This window comes from Clostridium algoriphilum (assembly GCF_020443705.1).
GTDB classification, from domain to species: domain Bacteria; phylum Bacillota; class Clostridia; order Clostridiales; family Clostridiaceae; genus Clostridium_AD; species Clostridium_AD algoriphilum.
The window spans coordinates 25,769-44,991 of the sequence record NZ_JAIZZK010000014.1 but is presented as its reverse complement, the minus strand read 5'-3'; the positions used below and the strand labels follow the sequence as shown (position 1 = coordinate 44,991).

The 19,223-nt window shown below is 30.7% G+C and carries 15 protein-coding genes; 10 read left to right on the top strand and 5 right to left on the bottom strand.

The window, feature by feature from the left end:
* Position 1: 1 nt before the first annotated feature.
* From LGK95_RS11535 to LGK95_RS11520, 4 genes are all read right to left on the bottom strand, one after another.
* A complete protein-coding gene (locus LGK95_RS11535) occupies positions 2 to 1,138 on the bottom strand; it encodes a glycosyltransferase family 4 protein (RefSeq protein WP_226124942.1) in 1,137 nt (378 codons plus the stop codon).
* Positions 1,139 to 1,149: 11 nt separating this feature from the next.
* Complete coding sequence (locus LGK95_RS11530) at positions 1,150 to 2,154, bottom strand: CotS family spore coat protein (protein ID WP_226124941.1); 1,005 nt, start codon at positions 2,152 to 2,154, stop codon at positions 1,150 to 1,152.
* Positions 2,155 to 2,176: 22 nt separating this feature from the next.
* Complete coding sequence (locus tag LGK95_RS11525) at positions 2,177 to 3,199, bottom strand: CotS family spore coat protein (RefSeq protein WP_226124940.1); 1,023 nt, start codon at positions 3,197 to 3,199, stop codon at positions 2,177 to 2,179.
* A 307-nt stretch (positions 3,200 to 3,506) separates the two neighbouring features.
* Positions 3,507 to 3,851: a hypothetical protein gene (locus tag LGK95_RS11520; RefSeq protein ID WP_226124939.1), complete on the bottom strand. Its 345-nt coding sequence runs from the start codon at positions 3,849 to 3,851 to the stop codon at positions 3,507 to 3,509.
* A 266-nt stretch (positions 3,852 to 4,117) separates the two neighbouring features.
* Between LGK95_RS11520 and LGK95_RS11515 the strand changes: the two genes are divergently transcribed.
* From LGK95_RS11515 to LGK95_RS11485, 7 genes are all read left to right on the top strand, one after another.
* Positions 4,118 to 4,879: an exodeoxyribonuclease III gene (locus LGK95_RS11515; RefSeq protein WP_226124938.1), complete on the top strand. Its 762-nt coding sequence runs from the start codon at positions 4,118 to 4,120 to the stop codon at positions 4,877 to 4,879.
* 129 nt (positions 4,880 to 5,008) lie between these two features.
* Positions 5,009 to 6,022, top strand: a complete 1,014-nt coding sequence (locus tag LGK95_RS11510) for a WG repeat-containing protein (protein ID WP_226124937.1) — start codon at positions 5,009 to 5,011, stop codon at positions 6,020 to 6,022.
* A 274-nt stretch (positions 6,023 to 6,296) separates the two neighbouring features.
* Positions 6,297 to 7,286 (top strand): glycosyltransferase, encoded by a 990-nt coding sequence (locus LGK95_RS11505; protein WP_226124936.1) that lies wholly within the window; start codon positions 6,297 to 6,299, stop codon positions 7,284 to 7,286.
* 146 nt (positions 7,287 to 7,432) lie between these two features.
* Positions 7,433 to 9,811 (top strand): DUF3656 domain-containing U32 family peptidase, encoded by a 2,379-nt coding sequence (locus LGK95_RS11500; RefSeq protein ID WP_226124935.1) that lies wholly within the window; start codon positions 7,433 to 7,435, stop codon positions 9,809 to 9,811.
* Between the two features lie 48 nt (positions 9,812 to 9,859).
* Complete coding sequence (locus tag LGK95_RS11495) at positions 9,860 to 12,226, top strand: endonuclease MutS2 (protein ID WP_226124934.1); 2,367 nt, start codon at positions 9,860 to 9,862, stop codon at positions 12,224 to 12,226.
* Positions 12,227 to 12,255: 29 nt separating this feature from the next.
* Positions 12,256 to 12,717: a DUF523 domain-containing protein gene (locus tag LGK95_RS11490; RefSeq protein ID WP_226124933.1), complete on the top strand. Its 462-nt coding sequence runs from the start codon at positions 12,256 to 12,258 to the stop codon at positions 12,715 to 12,717.
* A gap of 15 nt (positions 12,718 to 12,732) precedes the next feature.
* A complete protein-coding gene (locus LGK95_RS11485) occupies positions 12,733 to 13,746 on the top strand; it encodes an alpha-hydroxy-acid oxidizing protein (RefSeq protein WP_226124932.1) in 1,014 nt (337 codons plus the stop codon).
* Positions 13,747 to 13,788: 42 nt separating this feature from the next.
* Here LGK95_RS11485 and LGK95_RS11480 read toward each other — a convergent pair whose 3' ends face one another.
* Entirely contained in the window at positions 13,789 to 15,279 is a 1,491-nt protein-coding gene (locus LGK95_RS11480; protein ID WP_226124931.1) for an aminotransferase class I/II-fold pyridoxal phosphate-dependent enzyme, read from the bottom strand.
* A 337-nt stretch (positions 15,280 to 15,616) separates the two neighbouring features.
* Between LGK95_RS11480 and LGK95_RS11475 the strand changes: the two genes are divergently transcribed.
* The 3 genes from LGK95_RS11475 (at position 15,617) to LGK95_RS11465 (ending at position 19,223) form a co-directional block, all read left to right on the top strand.
* Positions 15,617 to 17,350, top strand: a complete 1,734-nt coding sequence (locus LGK95_RS11475; protein ID WP_226124930.1) for a phospho-sugar mutase — start codon at positions 15,617 to 15,619, stop codon at positions 17,348 to 17,350.
* Positions 17,351 to 17,481: 131 nt separating this feature from the next.
* Positions 17,482 to 18,552 (top strand): tetratricopeptide repeat protein, encoded by a 1,071-nt coding sequence (locus LGK95_RS11470; protein ID WP_226124929.1) that lies wholly within the window; start codon positions 17,482 to 17,484, stop codon positions 18,550 to 18,552.
* Complete coding sequence (locus tag LGK95_RS11465) at positions 18,552 to 19,223, top strand: YveK family protein (RefSeq protein WP_226124928.1); 672 nt, start codon at positions 18,552 to 18,554, stop codon at positions 19,221 to 19,223. Before LGK95_RS11470 ends, LGK95_RS11465 begins: the two co-directional genes overlap by 1 nt.

Below are 19,223 nucleotides of genomic sequence, written 5' to 3'. Positions count from 1 at the left end.
ATTATTTAATACTATCAAAAAGTTTTAGTAAGTCATTAGCTAGTCTATTAAAACTATACTTTTCCTCAGCTAATTTTCTTCCATTTTCACCTATGCTAAGTGCCAAATCTTTATTATCTAGAAGACGTACTATATTTTTCTCAAGAACCTTTGGGTTTTCATAATCATTCATTACAAAGCCATTCACACCTTCCTCCATTACTTCTGAATTACCACCTCGATTAGTTGTTATTATAGGTAATCCAGCAGCCATAGCTTCATAGTGAACTCTTGCTAGAGGTTCTCTCCATTGTGACATATTAACAAAAATATCACCTATGCTATAATACTTTGGAATTTCTTTAGGGTTTAAGAAACCTGTAAAAATAACTGGTCCTGGTAGTTCTTTAGATAATCTCTTTAATGATTTTACATAATCAGTAGGCTGATTTCGACCATACCATTTGCTCCCTATAATCATTAAAGCCGTATTTGGGTGTGATTTCATAACAGAGTTCATAGCTTCTAGTACTATATGGGTACCTTTTTTTGGAGTTAATCTACCAACATATAATATTGTTTTATAATTTTGTAGTCCGTATTCTGCTCGCAATGCTGTTCTATATGAATCCTTATCACTATACCAAATTGGTTTATATAGATTACAATCTACTGCAGAATACACAGGATGAAGTTTACTTGCAGCTGATGGGTACAATTCTTTTACGCCATTTGCAATAAACTGACTTACAGTTGTAATAAAACTTACTCTATTAATACAGGCATTGGCTAAGTCACTACTAATTTTATTTTGCGGGAACATTTCATTATGCAAACTTAAACTAAAGGCACAAGTTAAGCCTTTACTTAAGAAGGGAACCCAACGAGGTCTGTTAAATACATGGACTAAATCAAAGACATTTGAAAGGTAGCTTTTTACACCAATCACATATTCTTCTTTAGTGCTTGCAGGTAATCGTATATATTTTACGCCTCTCTCAGTAGCTGTGTTAGGTAACTTAGGATCTTGTATACTAAACACAGTTATTTCATGAAGTTTTGATAATATAGGCAAGGCACCTTCAAGATACATTTGAACAGCTCCCCCATTTACAGGAGGGAAAGCAAGCTTTTCCGTACAAACTATTGCTATTTTCATAATATGCCTCCTTAAAGCCATTTCTCCAAAACAGAGAATTTATTTTGTTCGAATTCTGCAATTAAAGAAAGTTTATTGCTATTTGTAGGTTTGGGATTCTTATGCAGAGTCTTTACTAAACCAAAGAACCAATGAGGGAACATCAGATCAATTTTTAAAACCTCCCTATGATCTGGGGATAGGATATTATTTGTTTCGTAATATTTTAGGATAGATTCAATATCTTTAATACTATAATTTTTAAGTCTCATCATTCTTTTTCCAATAATCTTTCTTAAATCTCTAGCAGGTAAGTCATAAGTTACACTATCTAAATCAATAACTATGCCTTTGCCTTCTAATAACATTACGTTTCCAGTGCCGAAATCCTGATGACATAAGCAGCAATCTCTTTGATTAATATTGCATAGATCACTATAAGGAGAACTATTAATTAAATTAATAGTTTTGTTACAAATTTCTATTATTGGATCTATATGCTGTACAAAGCTTGAATAAGATGTGATATTGGGAGATTGTATACAAATCTCTTTTATTTTTAACATTCTATTTTTCATAGATTCATATTGTTTTGGCCAGTTGCCAAGTTTAGATGATATCTTGGCATGTATTGGTGGGTCATATCCAATTGAGTCTACATGAAAATTTGACAATGACTGCAAGGCCAATTTTAAATCTTTAGGATCATCTAAATTCATATCGCGTCCATTAATCCAGCTGTATAATACAAAAAACTGTCCGTTATACTCAGTTATAAAATTTCCTCTAGCATTAGGATAGACTTTCGGTACACTACCACCATTATTCAATGTATATATTTGTGCATTTACGGAGAAAAGAGCCTCATCAAAAGATTGATTTAATCTTTTAAGACATAATGGTATATTTTTATACGTTAATTTCCATAATGTTTTCAAACCTTTACTCTGAAGTATTTTTAAATTCTGTGCCTTTATAGCGTACTTTAGAAGAACTTTACTACCAAGTGATAAATAATTATCCCATTCGTTTTCCAATTTAATGCCTCCTTATATTAACCTATGAAGGAATAATTCTTTCAAAATTTTGAAGAATAGGCTCTATAGATTTTTCTGTTTTAATCATTCCTTTTAATCTTTCAATATATCTAGCCTCAGGCCAATTGACTTCTCGCTTCTCATAATATTTGCTCATGATACCTACAAAAAGATGGGGGAAAATTAATGCTTCTTTTAATACCTGCCATTTCCAATGATCTAGGGGATTTAAGGCATTGTACCATTGTAGTATCTGTGATGTTAACTTTGAATCCCATTGACCTTTCTTTTTCATTATCTTATTTAAAAATTTCCTTATATCTCTAGTAGGTAAATCTATAGTAATAGAATCTATATCTAAAACAAATATATCTTTTGAATTTGTAAGAATGAGATTGCTCGCAGTAAAATCCTGATGACAAAGACAATTTGTACTTTTAGCTTCAAGAGACCATTTAGCATATCCTGATTTCTCATTTTCGGTTATGGCTAATTGCATTCTTTTATAAAAATAAGGAAATTCTGTTATAATAATTTGTCCGAATTCTGAATGCTTAGGTTTAGATATTTCAAGATCGTAAAAGCTTTTTAATTTAATCATTTGACCCTCAAACTCATCTTTTTGAAGACCCAAATGTAACCTCGGCTTGCAATCATCAGGAAACACAAAATTTTTAGAATCGTAATGGAAAGTAGCTAGTTGTTCTACTATCATTTTTAATTCTTGAGGTTTGTCCTCATTTGGGGGATTGCCAATAATAGCATCACTTAACACATAGCAGCAGTTAACTCCTTTTATATAATTAGAATTATCTTTAGTTTTGATGATTTTAGATAAGTTAACTCTCCCATTTTGTAAGTGCTCAACAGCTGAGAGTATGAATTCTAGGGTTTTAGATGAGCAGGAGTGCTTTTTTAAGACTTTATCACCACCAGTAGTTTTTATCCACCAAACGGCCTTCTTACCCTTATCAGATTGTTTTTTTACATCAACGACATTAATATTGTATTGGGACAGTATTGAATTTATATTTTCTTCGTCCATTATGTGACCTCCTTGTAAAACTCTGAAAATAGAAAACAATTTTAAATGCTAGAACTATTATAAATATTTATTAACCAGTTATCTAATTTAAACGTCTACGCACAATAGATTTGCTTTTTAATATCTAAAAGCTGATAATTAATTAAATAGATGGGGTTTGAATTGCTATACGTAACTTTGCAATTTATACTTATATACAAAACCCTGAGGAGTGTTAATTGGTATTGAGGAAAAGAAAGTTATATTTGCAAATGTATAATTTGATATTTTTAGAATGCATCCTCAGGGAGTGTAGATTTAAAATTTATTAAATCTCAAAGGGTTCGTAGTCGAAGCTTACATTCGTAGTTATATCCATACCATCAGAGTTTATATTAGTGTTTTCTTTAAACTTTTCAGCTAGTATAGAGTTATCTTCAAATTCATCATCGTCAGTTTGTTTAGGTTTTTCTCCCCACTTAACTTTAATTGTAAAATTACCATAATCTTCATCGCTATCAAGTTTAAATTCGTAATCTAATTCTTCATTGTCTGGTATTAAAACACGGTGACCGTCTATTTTGAGTTTATCCTTAAATAATTTTATAATTTCATCCTTTAAAAAAAAGTAAAAAACTTCTTTGCTTCCAGTATATTTTTCTCTATGGTCCATGAGTGAAGCCCCCTTTTACTATAATAGTATTCTGGTTTAACCATAAGGGTGATAATAATTATGTATATTTTAAAGCAGACAATTAAAATGAATCATTGAAAAACTATAATACTTATTGTTAAGCAATAAGTACAATAGGTAATTTTATAATAGTCAATAATATGATATATTAATATTAAGAACTTTACATACTGGATTTAAAATAGTAAATAATAGATATATAGGTAAATTTATTGTATAAAACAATTAAGAAGGAAGGTGTTTTTATGAAGATATATTCATGGAATGTAAATGGCATAAGGGCTATAAAAAATAAAGGGTTTATTGAATGGATAACGGTTGAACAACCAGAGGTTTTATGTATACAAGAAACAAAAATCCAAGAAAACCAAATAAGTGAAGAACTTAAAAATATAGAGGGTTATTATTCATACTTTTCCTGTGCGCAGAAGAAGGGTTATAGTGGGGTAGCTACATATACTAAGCAAAAACCAATATCTGTGACTTATGGTATCGGAATAGAGAAATTTGATAATGAAGGTAGAATATTAATAACAGAGTTTGAAAATTGTACTGTATTTAATATATATTTTCCTAATGGTCAGAAAGATGAAGATAGATTAAATTATAAAATGGAATTTTATGATACATTACTCACTTATTGTGAAATATTGAGAAAAAAAGGAAAAAAATTAATTATTTGTGGAGATTATAATACAGCTCATAACCAAATTGATCTTAAAAACCCAAAAGCAAATGAAAAATATTCAGGATTTTTACCAATAGAGAGAGCTTGGATGGATAAATTCATATCTTATGGTTATGTGGATACATTTAGATACCTTCACGAGGAAGAAGTAAAATATTCTTGGTGGAGTTACAGATTTAAGGCTAGGGAAAAAAATGTAGGGTGGAGACTTGACTATTTCTTTGTAACCGAGGATTTATTAAGTGATTTAAAAGAAGCTTCTATTTTAAATGAGGTTGTTGGATCAGATCATTGTCCTGTATGCATTATCTTACATTAATATTTATATCTACATTTTAGTAGTGTTTTAAAATTACCTATCCAAACATTTCAGTGTATAATGATAATTAAAGAACAAACTTATAATTTTAAGTACTCAAGTTTTTAAAAGTGAAAGGAAGTTTTAGCTATGAATAATGAGAGAAATTTATATCCTGTAAAATACAAAAAGAGATATGGGTATATAGATAATAAAGGCAATGTAGTTATAGAATGTATTTTTAATTATGCACAGGAGTTCGAAGGGGAATTAGCAATAGTTGGTATTGGAGAAAAGTATGGCTTTATTAATAAAGATGGAGGATTTGTAATAGAGCCCAAGTATGATGAAGTTCAGCAGTTTAATGAAGGTTTTGCGGCAATAAAGATTGAGGGCAAAAAAGGATATATTAGTTTAAGTGGGAACCTTATAGTGGAACCTAAGTATGAAGAAGCTAATGGCTTTATGGAAGGAAGAGCAGCAGTAAAAAGTGGATATATGTGGGGATATATAGATAGCGAAGGCACAGAGGTAATACCACCAAAATACTTGGATGCTAACGATTTTAGCGAGGGGTTAGCAGCAATTCAAATAGGTGGTAAAATAGCTTATATAGATAAAGATGGCAAAGTTATAATAGATGCAATTTATGATTATGCCTACGAATTTAACTGTGGAATGGCACCCGTTTGTTCTGAGGGTAAATATGGGTATATAAACAATAAGGGTAAAACAATTATACAATTTCGATATAATGTTTGCGCAGAATTTAATGAGGGACTTGCACCAGTTGAAATGAGGGAAAAATACGGTTATATAGATTGCAGTGGAGAAATTATTATAAAACCTAGATTTCAATGGGCAGATAGATTTTATAATGGTATAGCTGTAATCTGTGAGAATGAAAAATATGGTTGTATTGATAAGAGTGGAAATATTATAATACCCACAAAGTTTGAGGATATAGATATTATGAGTGAAGGCTTAATAGCTGCACAAATAGGAGAGAAGTGGGGTTACATAGATTGCAAGGGGAATATTGTTATAGAGGCAAGTTTTGAAGAAGCCTACGAATTTATTGATGGAATTGCAAGAGTTGAAGTAGGTAAAAGAATTGGATATATTAATAAATTAGGGGAATACGTTTGGAAATTACAAGTTTAAATTTATATGATAAGGCACCTATAATATATTATAGGTGCCTTATCACGTTAAAATCATATAATACTTATTAAAATAAATTCATTATTTATTTTGCAAGAACATAACTAATTTAACATAATTATATAGAAACTTTTAGGTTATACTGTAATATTATATAAATAAAAGAATTGAAAGTAAAAGTTAACTTTATATTATGTTTAGCCAAATATTATAAGTAAACATGATCTAGCGTAATTGTACAGTAAGCATAGTAAGATATAGGAGGAAATGAAACATGAAAGTTCTATTGTGCGTTAGACAAGATTATTATAGAAATTTTGCAGTTGATTCTATTAAGGTAATTAAGACAGCTGAATATTTACGTAAATTAGGTGTAACAGTAGATATAAATGATGGTGGGATATACGATTATTCTGAGTATGATATAGTGCATTTATTTAATATAGATACTGCTGGGGAAACATACAGGTACTATAAGATTGCACATTTCTATAAAAAAAATATTGTAATATCGCCTATGCACTGGGACATGAAAAAATACCATATGATTAATAATAATATCGAGAATATGAAATTATATGAAAAATGTAGTAGTTATAAAGAGGAAATTCTAAAAAAGAGTAAAATTATAATATGTAACAGTGAATTAGAAAAGGATCTTATTTTCAAAGAATTTAATGTTAATACGCAATGTAAAGTTATATATAATGCTGTAGAGGTTGAAGATGAGGATGTACCTCTATATAATTTTACAGAGAGGTATAATCTTAATAATTATGTTTTATGTGTAGGAAGAATATGTAAAAATAAAAATCAGCTTGCTTTATGTAGCATATGTGAGAAGCTCGGAAAGCAGTTAGTTTTAATAGGAAGTGTAGATGACAATGAATATCTTAAACAATGTACTAGTTATAACAATGTAATATATTTAGGTTTTATGGATAGTTATAATGTGTACAATGCATATAGATTTGCAAAGTTGCATGTAAATCCAGGTTTTATAGGAATGCCAGGGTTATCTTCACTTGAGGCAGCAGCAAGTGGATGTAATGTAATATCATCTGACGAGGGCTGTGATAAAGAATATTTTAAAGATATGGCTTTGTACTGTGACCCATATGATAACAATAGCATAAGCGATGCAGTAAAGAAGGGATTTGAAAAACGTAGGGATAGTAAACTTAAAAATCATATTAAGGAAAATTATAACTGGGAAAAATTAATAAATGATTTATATAATACCTATTTGGAAATTATTAATTAGAGCTTTTTCCCGAATTATGCTATAACTAAAAGTTGTATCTATTTGTATAAAAAATTTGTTATATTAATGAAAATCTATTAATCTCTTAATTTATCACAACATTTATTGTATAATAAGACATAGAAGATTTATTAGGAGAGATGCAAATGAAAAAGATTGAATTATTAGCCCCTGCTGGCAGCATGGATAGTGTATATGCAGCAGTGCAAATGAAGGCAGATGCAATTTATATAGGAGGAAGCAAATTCTCTGCAAGAGCTTACGCTTTTAATTTTGATGATGAAAACATAACTCTTGCAGTAGATTATTGTCATATTTATGGGGTTCGCGTATATGTTACTTTAAATACGTTAGTAAAGGATAATGAATTAAAAGATATTATGGAATATGTAGGATTTTTGTATAGCATTGGAGTTGATGCATTGCTTGTCCAAGATACTGGATTAATATATTTAATAAGAAATAATTTTCCGGATTTTGAGCTCCACGCTTCAACTCAGATGACTATTCACAATGGTGAAGCTGCTTTATTTTTAAAAGAGATTGGATTTAAAAGGATAGTTTTATCAAGAGAGCTTAGTTTAAAAGAAATTGAGTACATATCAAATACTTTAAAATTGGAAACAGAAGTTTTTATTCATGGAGCTTTATGTATATGTTATTCAGGACAGTGTCTTATGAGTAGCATTATTGGCGGTCGGAGTGGGAATAGAGGTAGATGTGCTCAACCATGTAGATTACCTTATACACTGATAGATAAGAGTACTAATAAGGAACATAAGGCATACATTTTAAGCCCTAAAGATACTTGTACATTAGAAAACTTAAAAGACATAGTTGCAAGTGGAACATCCTCACTAAAAATTGAAGGCAGAATGAAAAAGCCAGAATATGTTGCAGGGGTAGTGGAAATATATAGACGTGCGCTCGACAATGTTTATAATAATAAAATACAAAAATTAGATAAGGATACTAAAGTCTTAACTCAATTATTTAACAGAGAAGGGTTTTCAAAGGCATATCTATACGGTAATAAAGGAAAAGATATGATGGCATACAAAGTTCCTAAGAATTCTGGGATTTCAATTGGCTTAGCATCAAATGATTTATCTGTAACGCTTTTAGAGGATGTTGCATTAAAAGATGGTATAATGTTTGGCGAGGATGGGTTTACATTATCTAAAATTATAAAGGATGGAGTAGAGGTTGCAGTAGGGTTAAAAGGTGATAGAGTTATATTAAAACCTACTAAATATAAAGCTTCAGACTTATTATATAAAATATCCGATGCTCATTTAATGAAGGAGCTAGCGCTGAGTTATAGTGAAAAATTTAACAGGAAAATACAATTAGATTTTTCAATAGAATTTAGAATTAACAAGCCTCTAAAAATAAGCACGAGTTACCTTGGGGAAAATTTTAGCGTACAAGGAGATTTTGTGCAAGAAGCAATAAGCAAGCCACTAGATAAACAGCGCTTAATTAAAAATATATCTAAAACAGGAGATACCCCGTTTATAATAAATGAAGTGACTTTTGAAAGTTTTGAAGAAGGTTTTATTCCAATGGCTTCATTAAATTTAGTAAGGCGGAAATTAATAGAAGCTGTTCAAAATAATATAATAAGAAAATACAAACGAGAGAAAACTAATACGCAAATTAATTATAATAAAGGACTTGAACTGCAAGTAGATAAAGACATAGAATTTACACAAAATAAAGATGATAACATTTTACCTAAGACTCTTATATATGTTTCTAGTGAAGAGCAATTAAAGGCCGTAATTGAAATGGGCTTTAATAATATTGCTATAAATCCTTTTATGAGAGGGGTTAATTTAGATTTGAATAATGGTGATATAAATACTTATCTTAAAGTTCCAAACATTATTAAGAGTGAATTTAAAAGTATTTGTGAGTTTATAGAAGACAACTTAGTTAATATAAAAGGTATTATTACAGCTAATTTAGGAGTAATAAGCAAATTCAATAAAAAAATAACTATTATTGGAGATTATAAATTAAATGTTTTTAACAGCTATGCAAGCGACTTCTATAAGAGTTATCTTACAGGAACATGTATTAGTGCTGAATTAAACGCAATGGAAATTAAAAAAATGGCATATAAAAGTTCTTTGCCGCTTCAAATTATGGTTTACGGAAAATATGAACTTATGGTTAGTGAATATTGTGCTATAGGTAGTGTTTTTGGTAACAAGAGTGAAAATAAAAACTGTATAGCTAATTGTAGCAAAGGATCATATACGCTTAAAGATAGAAAAGGTGTAGAATTTAGTATTAAAACCGACAAGTATTGTAGAAGTTATATTTATAATAATGTGCCTGTTAACTTAATAGCTAATATTGATGAAATTAAAAAAAATAATATTTCCTCTTTTAGATTAGATTTTATCCATGAAAATTATGAAGAGACTATTGAGGTCCTTAATAATTATATTAAGAAAAATTGGCAAGGAGATTTTAAAAATTATACTAGAGGGCATTATAAAAGAGGAGTCGAATAAATAGTATTAGGCAACTAAGTTTATTAACATAGGAAAGACGGTGTAATTGTGAACACAAAATCATTAAAGGTTTTAGAATATTTCAAAATTAAAGATAGGATAAAAGTATATGCGAAAACTACGGCAGGTAAGGATATTATTGAAAGTTTAGAACCATATACTAATATCTATGAAGTAAGAGAACATTTGCAGGAAACTAATGAGGCATTGTTACTCCTATCGAGAAAAGGGAGTGCTCCATTTGAGGGTATATATGATGTTCGTGGTCCGATAAACAGAGCATCTAAAGGGGCTTCTCTTATGCCAATGCAGCTTCTGAGAATTGCTCAAATGCTTAGATGTGCTAGATTATTTAAAAATTATGTTGGTAATATAGAAGGAGAGAAGAGTTTTAGAGTTCTTACTGATATATGTATTGGCATTGTACCAATTAAAAAATTAGAGGATGAAATTTTTATAGCTATTATTGGTGATGACGAAATTTCTGATAGGGCTAGTAGTTTACTATTCAGTTTAAGAAAATCTTTAAAAGAGAAAAGTGCATCTGTAAAAGAAAAGGTAATTTCATTAGTTAGATCTAATGCAAAATATCTTCAAGAAAGTCTTTATACGGTGCGAGGAGATAGATATGTAATTCCAGTTAAAGTAGAACATAAAGGCAGTGTTCCGGGTCTTGTACATGATCAGAGTTCATCAGGAGCTACATTGTTTATTGAGCCAATGAGTCTTGTTAACTTAAATAATGAGATTAAGGAAATTATGCTAAAGGAAAAAGCAGAAGTTGAAAGAATTTTAGCCGAATTATCGTATAAAATATATGAAAATATAAATATTGTTCAAAACAATGCAGATATAGTATGGGAATTAGATTTTATTTTTGCAAAAGCAATGTATGCAATAGAACTTAATGCTATTATTCCAAGTGTAAATGAAGAAGGAGAAATAGATATATTGGAAGCGAGGCACCCACTAATCGATCCTAAAGTGGTAGTGCCAAGTAATATATATTTAGGAAAAGAATTTACATCCCTCGTAATAACAGGGCCCAATACTGGTGGTAAAACAGTAACACTAAAAACAGTAGGTCTTATTGAAATAATGGCTTTGAGTGGCATTTTAATCCCAGCAAGAGAAGGTTCAATAGTAAGCTTTTTTAATGAAATATTTGCAGATATTGGTGATGAACAAAGTATAGAGCAAAGCTTATCTACTTTTTCGTCTCATATGACAAACATAGTGAATATTATTGATAAAGCAGATAATAAAACATTGGCCCTATTTGATGAATTGGGAGCTGGAACAGATCCTACTGAAGGAGCAGCACTTGCTGTTTCTATACTTGAAAATTTAAGAGCGAGAAATACAAAAGTTGTTGCAACAACACATTATAGTGAGTTAAAGGGATATGCTTTAAAAACTACAGGCGTTGAAAATGCATCTGTAGAATTTAATGTAGACACATTGAGCCCAACTTATAGATTAATAATTGGAGTGCCAGGTAAATCAAATGCTTTTGAAATATCGATGAGATTAGGTCTTCCATCTTATATTATAAAAAACGCAAAAGAAAATATTTCTAAGGATACCTTAGAGTTTGAAGAACTAGTTCAAAGTCTGCAAGAAAAAAGTATAAAAGCTGAGGAAGATGCAAGACTTGCAGAAAGTTTGAAATTGCAAGCGAGCAAGCTTAAAGATAAATATCAGGAAAAGTTATATAAACTTGAAAACATAAGAGAAAACGCAATGTATGAAGCTCAAAGGGAAGCAAAGAGACTTATAAAGGATGCTAAGGAAGAATCTGATATCATTCTTAAAAATATGAGACAACTAGAAAATTTGGGGTACTCCTCTGAAGCAAGGCAGAAACTTGAAGAGGAAAGATTGAAAATCAAAAATAAGCTTGAAAGCTTAGAAAAGCATGTAGAAAAAAGTAATGATGAACTTGGAGAAAAACTTAAAAGTGTAAAACAAGGTGAAGCAGTATATTTACCATCTCTTAACCAAAAGGTTATAGTTATTTCGAAACCTGATAAAAAAGGTGAGCTGCAAGTTCAAGCTGGCATAATGAAGATAAATGTTAAATTAGATGATTTGCGAAAATCAAAACTTACTGATGAAGACAAGAAAAAGGCGAAAATAATTAAGCGGGATATGAAGCTGAATTTAAGAAGTGTATCAACATCTGTAGATTTGAGAGGTATGGATTCCCAGGAGGCTATTTATACTGTCGATAAGTACTTAGATGAAGCTTGTTTAGGTGGGCTTAAAGAAGCTACAATAATCCACGGTAAGGGTACAGGAGTATTAAGAAAAACTATTACAGATATGTTAAAAAGACATGGTCATGTTAAAACATATAGACTTGGAAATTATGGTGAAGGTGGTAGTGGAGTTACTGTAGTAGAACTTAAATAGTTAAGATTATAATAAAGGATGGTTATAGTATGATTATTGTAAGTGCTTGTTTGTGTGGTATTAACTGTAAATATGATGGTGGGAATAATATAAATGCAGCATTACTTAAATTACTTAAAGAGGGTAAAGTGATGCCGGTTTGTCCTGAGCAACTAGGAGGATTAGAAACTCCTAGGGTAGCGCGAGAAATTATAAATGGGAATGGTCTGGATGTGTTAGAGGGTAATGCTAGAATTGTTGGACTGGACAAAAATGAGGACGTTACCCAAAAGTTTATAAAAGGTGCTTATGAAACATTATATATTGCAGAAGCAGTTGGAGCCAACATTGCTATTTTAAAAGCACGAAGTCCATCATGTGGAGTTTCGAAAATATATGATGGAACTTTTAGTAAAACTTTAAGACAAGGTAATGGAATTACTGCTCAGTTATTAATATTAAATGGTATAAAGGTTTTTACAGAAGGAAATATAGATAAGGTGGAGTTGTAATTAAGGGGGAAGGAAATGAATTATAAAGATGTTTTAAAAAATGCTAGAGGAAATTTAAACAAAAGCTGCAAGGTTTGTCCTATATGTAATGGAATTGCCTGTGCTGGCGAAGTACCTGGAATGGGCGGTAAGGGAACTGGAGACGCTTTTAAAATCAATATAGAATCATTGGCAAAATATAAACTTAATATGAGAACTATACATGATGCAAAAGATCCTGATATGTCTACAGAATTATTTGGACGAAAAATGGATGTGCCACTATTTGCAGCTCCCGTATCTGGGACTACCTTAAATATGGGTGGTAAATATAGTGAAGAAGAATATATATCTTGGGTTATTAGTGGATGCCTAGAGGGAGGAATTTTCCCAATGGTGGGCGACACTGCTGTAGATTCATTTCTCACAACTAATCTTTCTGAATTAGAAAAACAAGGTGGAAATGGAATTGCGATTATAAAGCCTTGGGAAAATGCAAACATTATAGAAAAAATTAAATTGGCGGAGAAAGCAGGAGTATTCGCTATAGGTATGGACATAGATGCATGTGGGCTTATTACCTTAGCACTTCTTGGTAAACCAGTTATGCCTAAAACTGTAGATGAAATAAAAGAAATTGTTAGATCAACAAAGCTTCCATTTATTTTAAAAGGAATAATGACTGTAGATGAAGCAAAGCTTGCGGTCGATGCAGGGGTAGCTGCAATTGTAGTGTCAAATCATGGGGGAAGAGTTTTAGACCAAACTCCAGGTGTAGCAGAGGTTCTTTCAGAGATAGCGGAAGAAGTTAAGGGGAAAGTAATTATTTTAGCTGATGGTGGAGTTAGAAGTGGTGCAGATATACTTAAAATGCTAGCACTGGGTGCGGATGCTGTACTTATTGGCAGACCATTTGTAACTGCATCCTTTGGAGGTAAGGCCGAAGGCGTAAAATCTTATATCGATTTCTTAAAAAGTGAATTAAAATCAGCTATGGTCCTCACGGGGTGTAAATCTATTGAAAATATTAATAATAGAGTTTTATATTAAGTAGAACAAAAAAGAACTCCTAATTTGGAGTTCTCTTTTGTTCTATTCAACAGTTATATGCATAGCATCTTCCTCGCGAACAACTTTTATATATTCAACTTCAGGATCTTCAGTTCCTTGGACATATAATCCTGTGTTTTTTAATTTCTCAACATAATCTACAATTTCTTGAGTTATTCTCTCTCCGGGGCAAAGTACTGGAATGCCAGGTGGATAAGCCATTAAGAATTCCCCACTTATCATGCCAACACTTTTTTTGATTTCTACAGCAGTATTAACACTGTTGAAAGCCTCACGAGGAATTTGAACTTGTTCTGGAATGCTAGGAATATCAATAAAATCTGTTTTCTTTGATCCTTTACCATAGTATTCGTTGCTTATTTCACATAGAGCTTTAAGTAATCGTTGCATTCCCTCTTTTGTATCTCCAAAAGAACCAACTGCTAATATGTTATAGAGATCAGATAATTCCATTTGCATATGATATTTGTTAGAAAGTATCATATCTAAGTCATAACCTGTAATGCCTAAATCTCTACAAGTTATTGTGATTTTAGTTGGATCGAAAGCATAAGCTCCAAAACCATTTAAAATTTCTTCGCCAAAACAATAAAATCCTGGGATTTTATTTACTTCACTTCTTACATAATTACACAAATCTATAGTTTTTTCTAAAAGCTGAGTGCCATCAAGTGCAATTTGTCTTCTTGCACAATCAAGCGAAGCCATTAGTATGTATGAGGGGGAGGTTGTGTGCATTAAGTTTATTAATTGCCTTACTCTAGCAGGGCTAACACGCTTTGAATTAACATGTAGCATTGAGCTCTGAGTTAATGAACCAATTATTTTATGCGTGCTTTGAGCACAAATATCTGCACCGGCTTCCATCGCAGACATTGGTAACCTGCTGTTAAATTTAAGATGAGGGCCATGAGCTTCATCAACTATTAAGGGAATGTCGTATTCATGAACCGTATCTGCAATTTTTTTTATATCTGTGGAAACCCCGTAATATGTAGGATTAATAATAAGCACAGCTTTTGCATCGGGGTTATTTTTTAAGGTATCGATTACTGTCTCTGGAGAAACTCCATGAGCAACACCTATTTTTTTATCAAGTTCTGGTTGCATATAAACTGGTATAGCACCTGATAAAATGATACCACCAGTTATTGATTTATGAACATTTCTTGGAACAATTATTTTATCGCCAGATCCGACTACAGACATAATCATAGCTTGAATAGCACCAGAAGTACCATGAACTGAGAAAAAAGAGGCATCAGCTCCATAAGCATCAGCTGCTAATTCTTGTGCCTTTTTTATGGGCCCAGTAGGATGGTGAAAACTATCAACAAGTTTAAAAACTGTAACATCAATTTTAAAAGGGTTATCCCCCATAAAACTTCTAAACTGTTCATCAGCGCCTATTCCTTTTTTATGTCCAGGGACGTGAAATGGAAGAGTTTCTCTGTCTACATATTCCATTAAAGCATCAAATAATGGAGTCTCACTTTGATTTAATCTATACAATTTATACACCCCTTTCGAAAGAATTTATATTATCTTTTTTAATTACTATTTATAGTATATTTATTCAGCCAATTAATAATTATATAGGATTAGATATGCAAATGCAATTAGAATAAATTATAAATTATACAAAATAACTTCTTAAATGCTTGGAAATTATGGTTTTAGAATAAAAAATAACAATCAGAAATATGTAAAAACAGGTTAATTGTCAAAAATGCCTTTTATTTGTAATGGTTTGATAGTATAATATGATAGACTAAAGAGAGATTAGGGGGAATAGCAACGGGGGGTAACATTTGTTATCTACTTTATAGAACCACAAGGAGGATAATATATGACATACAAAGAGAAATATAAAAATTGGATTAATTCTGATTTTATAGATTTAGAGTTAAAGAAGGAGCTTGAGCAGTTAGTAGATGAAAAAGAAATTGAAGATAGATTTTACAAGGATTTAGAGTTTGGTACAGGCGGTCTAAGAGGAGTAATAGGTGCAGGAACAAACAGAATGAATATACATACCATAGGTAAAGCCACTCAAGGGCTCGCAGACTATTTAAACTCAAAATACAAGGGAAACATATCAGTTACTATAGCATATGATTCAAGAAATATGTCTATGGAATTTGCAAAAGCGGCTGCAGAAACTCTTTGCGGGAATGGTGTTTCTGTAAATTTATTTGAAACATTAACTCCAACACCAATTTTATCTTATGCTGTTCGTGAATTAAAAAGCAAGGCGGGTATTGTTATTACTGCATCACATAATCCTAAGCAATACAACGGATATAAGGTTTATGGTGATGATGGTGGACAAGTTACTGATGAAGTTGCCAGCCAAATAATAACTAGGGCAGGTAACGTTAAAGATTTTTCTAAAGTAAAAACTATGGAAATGAATAGCGCAAAAACAAGTGGAATGTTAAAAATTATCGGGGAAGAACTTTATTTTTCATATATTAATAAGACTAAGAACTTAACTATAAGAAAAGACTTAGTTAAAAAATATGCGAATGATTTAAAGATAATATATACTCCTATTCATGGTTCAGGAAATATACCAGTAAGAAGAGTATTAAAAGAATTAGGTTATGAGAATGTATCTGTTGTAGCAGAGCAGGAGATGCCAAACGGTAATTTCCCTACAGCAGCATATCCTAATCCAGAAGACCCAAAGGTATTTGAATTAGCACTTAAAATGGCCGAAGACATTAATCCAGACATTATTTTTGGTACAGACCCAGATTGCGATAGAATTGGAGTAGTAGTTAAAGGTAAGGGCGGGAAATATAGGGTTTTGTCTGGTAATCAGACAGGAGTACTCTTAAGTAATTATATTTTGAGCTCATTAAGCAATACTAACCAAATGCCTAAAAATGGTGTAATAATAAAAACTATAGTTACGACTGATATGGTAGCAAGTATTGCAAAAAAATATAATACAGAAGTGTTAGATGTGCTCACAGGATTTAAATACATTGGAGAAAAAATTAAAGAGTTTGAGCAGAAGGGCGAAAAAGACTTTATATTTGGTTTTGAAGAAAGTTTTGGGTATTTAGCAGGGGATTTTGTACGCGATAAAGATGCAGTAATAGCTGCAATGTTAATTTGTGAAATGACACTTCACTATAAAAATAAAGGCATGAGTTTGTATGATGCTTTGATGGACATTTATAAAGAACATGGTTACTATGAGGAAAGTTTAGTTTCAATAGAACTTAAAGGTAAAGATGGTGCAGAAAAAATAAGTAATGTATTAGAACATTTAAGACTTTCAATGAAAGGCCTAATAGGAAATAATAGAATTATAAAAAAAATGGATTATAGAGCTAGTTTAGAAGTGAATTTAGTTAATAACACTGAAAAAATAATTAATTTACCAAAATCTAATGTCTTAAAGTTTGTTTTAGATGATGGTTCTTGGTTTGTAGTTAGACCATCTGGTACTGAACCAAAAATGAAAATTTATCTTTCAGTTAAAGGAAATAGTTTAGAGGATACATCTAAGAAAATAACTGAGTTAAAAGAAAATGTTATGTCAATAGTTAATAATGCATGTATAAAATAAAAACATTTATCCCAATAAAAGCATAATTTCCACTACTATGATTTTATATGTTTACAAATTGTCAACATTATATTATTATTAATAGTAGCAATTGTAGCATAAATATTTAAGCGTAGTAGGAAGGAGTAAGCATGGACATTAAAACATATTTTTCTGAAAAATTAGCAGCCCTTCTTTTTTTAGAAATTAAAAAGGACAGCAAAATCAACAATTTTACAATTTTAAATGATATATATTTTCCGGTGAGAACTAATGAAATAATTCAAAAAGTAAAGAAAAAAGAAGATTTTGATAATATACCAGTTAATTTATTTATAGAGGGAATGTTCTATGTTTTAGGAGCAGATGAACATTTTAAATATAATGTAGAATATAAAGTAATTATAAATACTGTTCCAAATTCAATAGGTTTTATTAAGGGTGTAATTTTCAAAGAAATTGAAAATGAGAATTATGAGGAAGCATATATTATGTTAAAAGGACTATTAAGTATAGAAGAAAATGAAGAGAATTATGATAAGATTTTTCTTTTAGTTGATAAATTAAGATTAACTAATATTATGTTTAAAGATGAAGAGATGAGACTTGTTGAAGCAGCTAAAAAAATTACTAATTACAGTAATGCATATTTATATGAATCATTAGTTCTTAATAGCGAAAGCAAACATGACTTAGCTTTAATGGCTTTAAGAAATTATATTGAAGGTGGTGGAGAAAAAACCACAGATGTTATTGAGCTTAAAAACGAGTTAGAAACTATAACAAGTTTTCAAAAGGCAAAAGAAATGGTTTCTAATAATCCTAAGGGTGCACTTGAGATTTTTATACCTTTAATGGAGCAATTAGGAGATAGCCCAGATATATATTATCATACTGCTGTAGCTTATAGAATTCTACAAAATTATGAGAAGGCTATATATTATCTAAATGAGGCAGTAGCAATTGATAAAGACTTAATTGAGGTAATAAACGAATTTGGTATTAATTATGCTTGTCTAGAAAATTTCGAGACAGCTATTCAATACTTTAGAAAAGCATTTGAGGTTACAAAATCTATTGAAATATGTACAAACCTTGTTATGTGTTATTTAAATGTTAAAAACTATGAACAAGCAAGGATACATTTAGATATAGCTAAAAAAATTGATGCAAAAGATGAAATTGTATGCCAGTTAGAAAAACTATTCACGGAGGGTAAATAATGGAGATAATTGAATATTTAAATATCATAAAAAAAAGGTTTCTGCTAGTGATTTTAGTTACTATAGGAGCAACGGTGCTTAGCGGAGTTTTAAGTTATTTTGTTATTACACCTACATACAAATCTGACATATCAGTAATAATTGGAAAGACAGAAGATAAATCTGAGACATCAAAAGATAGCTATAATGATGTTATTATGTACCAACAATTAGTTAAAACTTATAGTGAGTTTGCTAAATCAAGAAAGGTTTCAGAACACGTTATAAAAGCTCTGAAATTAAACATAGATCCTACTGAACTTCAAGAAATGGTAACAGTAGCACCTAAAGGAGATACTGAGTTTTTAACTATAACGGTTAAATCTACGGATCCTAAAGAGGCTATGGACATTGCTAACCAGTTGGCTAAGTCATTAAAGTTTGTAAGTAATGATGTGAAAAAAGTAGATAATGTACAACTTTTAGATGAAGCAGTAGAACCTACAGTACCAGATAATCCTAATCCTAAGTTAAATATGGCAATTGCATTTTTTATTGGACTTATGGTATCACTTGGGATAGCATTCTTATTAGAGTATTTAGATAATACCGTAAAAACGCAAGAGGACATAGAAAAATTAACTGGAATACCAGTTATAGGAATTATTCCTTTAACTGAAGATAAACAATAG

What these genes read in the sequence shown, in the direction of transcription:
- LGK95_RS11535 (WP_226124942.1), bottom strand. Translation starts at nt 1,138, where the DNA reads ATGAAAATAGCAATAGTTTGTACGGAAAAGCTTGCTTTCCCTCCTGTA.
- LGK95_RS11525 (WP_226124940.1), bottom strand. Translation starts at nt 3,199, where the DNA reads ATGGACGAAGAAAATATAAATTCAATACTGTCCCAATACAATATTAAT.
- LGK95_RS11520 (WP_226124939.1), bottom strand. Translation starts at nt 3,851, where the DNA reads ATGGACCATAGAGAAAAATATACTGGAAGCAAAGAAGTTTTTTACTTT.
- LGK95_RS11515 (WP_226124938.1), top strand. Translation starts at nt 4,118, where the DNA reads ATGAAGATATATTCATGGAATGTAAATGGCATAAGGGCTATAAAAAAT.
- LGK95_RS11510 (WP_226124937.1), top strand. Translation starts at nt 5,009, where the DNA reads ATGAATAATGAGAGAAATTTATATCCTGTAAAATACAAAAAGAGATAT.
- LGK95_RS11505 (WP_226124936.1), top strand. Translation starts at nt 6,297, where the DNA reads ATGAAAGTTCTATTGTGCGTTAGACAAGATTATTATAGAAATTTTGCA.
- LGK95_RS11500 (WP_226124935.1), top strand. Translation starts at nt 7,433, where the DNA reads ATGAAAAAGATTGAATTATTAGCCCCTGCTGGCAGCATGGATAGTGTA.
- LGK95_RS11490 (WP_226124933.1), top strand. Translation starts at nt 12,256, where the DNA reads ATGATTATTGTAAGTGCTTGTTTGTGTGGTATTAACTGTAAATATGAT.
- LGK95_RS11485 (WP_226124932.1), top strand. Translation starts at nt 12,733, where the DNA reads ATGAATTATAAAGATGTTTTAAAAAATGCTAGAGGAAATTTAAACAAA.
- LGK95_RS11475 (WP_226124930.1), top strand. Translation starts at nt 15,617, where the DNA reads ATGACATACAAAGAGAAATATAAAAATTGGATTAATTCTGATTTTATA.
- LGK95_RS11470 (WP_226124929.1), top strand. Translation starts at nt 17,482, where the DNA reads ATGGACATTAAAACATATTTTTCTGAAAAATTAGCAGCCCTTCTTTTT.
- LGK95_RS11465 (WP_226124928.1), top strand. Translation starts at nt 18,552, where the DNA reads ATGGAGATAATTGAATATTTAAATATCATAAAAAAAAGGTTTCTGCTA.